The sequence below is a fragment of the Streptomyces sp. NPDC048106 genome, assembly GCF_040706415.1.
Taxonomy (GTDB): Bacteria; Actinomycetota; Actinomycetes; order Streptomycetales; family Streptomycetaceae; genus Streptomyces.
This window is the reverse complement of the sequence record NZ_JBEZND010000103.1, coordinates 1-3,111: the sequence shown is the minus strand read 5'-3', so window position 1 is coordinate 3,111 and position 3,111 is coordinate 1. Positions and strand designations below refer to the sequence as shown.

The 3,111-nt window shown below is 70.5% G+C and carries 2 protein-coding genes and 1 pseudogene; 2 read left to right on the top strand and 1 reads right to left on the bottom strand.

The features are described from left to right. Nucleotides 1-475 (bottom strand): GntR family transcriptional regulator (locus AB0927_RS40880; protein ID WP_366672950.1); only part of this gene is annotated, 475 nt, incomplete at its 3' end. Nucleotides 476-918: 443 nt separating this feature from the next. On the opposite strand from AB0927_RS40880, the pseudogene AB0927_RS40875 reads away from it, so the two are divergent. Both AB0927_RS40875 and AB0927_RS40870 read left to right on the top strand, forming a co-directional pair. Then, nucleotides 919-1,026: pseudogene (locus tag AB0927_RS40875) on the top strand (carbohydrate ABC transporter permease); the annotation flags it as partial. Between the two features lie 113 nt (nt 1,027-1,139). After that, complete coding sequence (locus AB0927_RS40870; protein ID WP_366672949.1) at nt 1,140-3,071, top strand: hypothetical protein; 1,932 nt, start codon at nt 1,140-1,142, stop codon at nt 3,069-3,071. Nucleotides 3,072-3,111 lie beyond the last annotated feature (40 nt).

Below are 3,111 nucleotides of genomic sequence, written 5' to 3'. Positions count from 1 at the left end.
ATACACCCCCACAACGACCCCTACCGTTTTGTTTTTGGTTGTGTTTGTTTTCAGCCGGTTGGATGCCCGGGGGGGGGGGGGCGGGGGGGGCGCCGGGGGGGCGGCCCCCCACCTCCTGGACCCGGCGGAACTCGAAGAGCTGGTAGACGTGGTCGAGGTCGGTGGGCAGGAAGAAGCTCCCCCACCGCGACGAGGCCAGCATGCCCTCGTCGTTGGCCACGAACAGGCCCCTGCCCTTCTGCGCCCGGATCCGGCCGATGGCCGAGAGGATCTTCACCGCTTCCCGTACCACGGTCCGGCTGGTGCCCAGCCGGGCGGCGAGCTCCTTCTCCGTGGGCATCCGGTCACCTGGCTGCAGCCTCAACTCCACGATGAGCCGCAGGATCTCCTCGGAGACACGTTCGTAGCCCGGCCGGTAGGCAGCCGTGTCCCGCTCCGGGGCCTGGCCGGACGCGGGAGCGCCGGTGGCCGCCAGTACAGCATCGCCGTCCAACAGCGTGCCTCCTTCGTCTCCCGTCCCAGGTCGCACGGTGGAGCGACCACCCCGACGTCGCGCCGCAGCCTACGCCTGTCCCTCAGTCGTCGATATGTGTCGCACTCATTTTCGCAGCCGTACGCCCTGCAAGGTGGATCAAATATTGATATTTCCCCTTCCCTTGGCGACACAGGCGTCGAAAGATCTTGGAGATAAACCCGCTCATCCTGTTGACGGAGCAGGGAGATGAGGCTTTGTTATGTGTGGGCGGGCGCCCCCACATACCTGGAGTTGCCCATGACGGCGAAGGTCCGCGCGGTCGGCGCGCACACACCTGGTGGTAGCCGCAGACGCACCGGGCTGCCGGCCGTCGTCGGAGCCCTCGTGCTGACCACCGTCGCCGCGTGCGGCGGTGACAGCGGCTCGGGTGGCTCCGGCGGCTCGGCGTCTTCCGACGTGTGGCGCTGCCGCTGGCGGCTCCGGTCGTCGCCCTGGTCCTGCCGTACGTGATGCTGCCGCACAGCGACCGGTTCCCGGTCCAGGCCGGCATGCTCGCCGGCGCGACCAAGAGCTGAGCGCCCGGTCGCCTTCGTCTTACGACGGGGCCGTGTGCGGGCGGCTTCGTGCCCGCGCACGGTTGGGCCGAACCGAATGGAGTTCCCCGATGCATCCCGTCATCACGGCTTCGGTGCCGCTGCTCGAACCGCCGGTCTGGGCGACGGCGCAGCGCGCGCTGTTCGACCTGCTCGACCGGGCCTGGCGCCGGTTCGCGGCCGACTTCACCGGACCGGACGGGCGGCTGCGTTACACCGCGGGACTGACCTCCCGTGACGGCGTCGACGACTTCTACGAGGTGTTCTTCAACTGGCCCCAGCTCTTCCTGCTCGGCGGAGCCGACGATCTGCTGGAACAGGCCGAGCGGCACTGGGAGGGCGTCACCCGCCAGCTCACCGAACTGGGCATGCTCAAGGACGAGTACGAACGCGGCTACGACTGGTTCCACCAGGGCGAGAGCCTGCTGCTGCTGTACTTCCTGTGCATGGCCGCCCCCGACCGGTGGGCCGAGCGGGCACTGCGCTTCGCCGAGCTGTACGTCGACCCCCGGTACGGGAACTACGATCCTGACCACCGGATGATCCGCCGGCCCCACAACGGCAGCGACCCCGGCCGCCAGGGCCTGTTCGACGGCGGCACGTACCCGTGGCTGCCCGAGGAAGCGCGGATGTACGGCTTCCCGCTCGACTGGATCCCGGACGCCGGCCGGCCGCGGCCCGCGCTCGACGCCGATCCCCGGCTCGGCCAGGAGATGCGCCGCCGGATGGGTTCGGGTGACACGGCGGTCAATCTCGCCGCCACGGGTCTCGTCCTCAACGCCTGGATCCTCACCGGTGAACAGCGCTACGCCGACTGGATCACCGGGTACGTCGGCGCCTGGCGGGAGCGTGCCGCCGCCAACGGAGGCATCCTGCCGGACAACGTCGCTCCGGACGGCACGGTCGGCGGCCTGCTGGAGGGACGCTGGTACGGCGGCCACTACGGCTGGTCCTGGCCGCACGGCTGGTACAGCGTCGGGCACGCGGCGATCGTCGCGGCGCTGGCCGGCGCGACCGTCACCGGCGACGACTCCTGCCTGGACCTGGTGCGCCCGGCGCTGGACGAGATCATCTCCCACGGCAAGGTGACGGCCTTCACCGACGCCGACTCCAGCATCCGCTCCAAGTGGATTCCCCAACTGGCCGAGGACGTGCGCACCCCCACCCTCCACGTGCCCTTCCGGTACAAGGACGACGGCTGGTTCGACTACAACCCCATGCTCATGGCGGTCCCGACCGCGCTGTGGCACCACACGGCCTCGGACACCGACCGGGCGCGCATCGAACGCCTGCGGGCCGCCGCCGGCTACGACTGGCGTACCGTCCGCTCCTTCCGCAGCAAGGAGGAAGCAGGTCACGAGGAACCCTGGCTGACGTTCCTGGCGGGTGACAACCCGGACTACCCGGAGAAGATCCTCGCCGCCGCCCAGGCCCAGGTGCGCCACCGGCTGTGCCGTATGGAGCTCTACCGCGAACGGGAGGTGCCGGAGGCCGACATCCACCTGTGGCAGCAGTCCAATCCCGTGGTCACCGAGGCACTGGTCCAACTGACCTGGGGCGGCCCGCAGGTGATCTACAACGGCGGGCTGCAGCAGGCGCGGGTCCGCTATTACGACGCCGCCGCCCGGCGCCCCGGTCTGCCCGTCGGCGTCGCGGCGCTGGTGTCGTCCGTCGACCCGGGGGCCACGGTCGTCGACCTGGTCAACCTCGACCCGGAGGACGCGCGCTCGGTGATCGTCCAGGCCGGCGCGTTCGCCGAGCACACCATCCGCTCGGTGGACCACACCGTCTGCGAGGACCCTTCCTGGATCGGCGGCCTGTACGACTACGGCCACACCGCCCCGGTGGTGACGACCGTCTCGGCGGAGGTGGACGGGCCGTGGCTGCGGGTGGAACTCCCCCGCTCCAGCACGGTGCGCCTGACCCTGCGGCTCGCCCTGCGAACCCGGCCGCCGTCGTACCGGACCCCGTTCGACACGTCCGGTCGGCAAGGCTCCGTGTGAACGTCACCCGTCGTCGGCGCGCCGGGACCCGGTCCCGGCG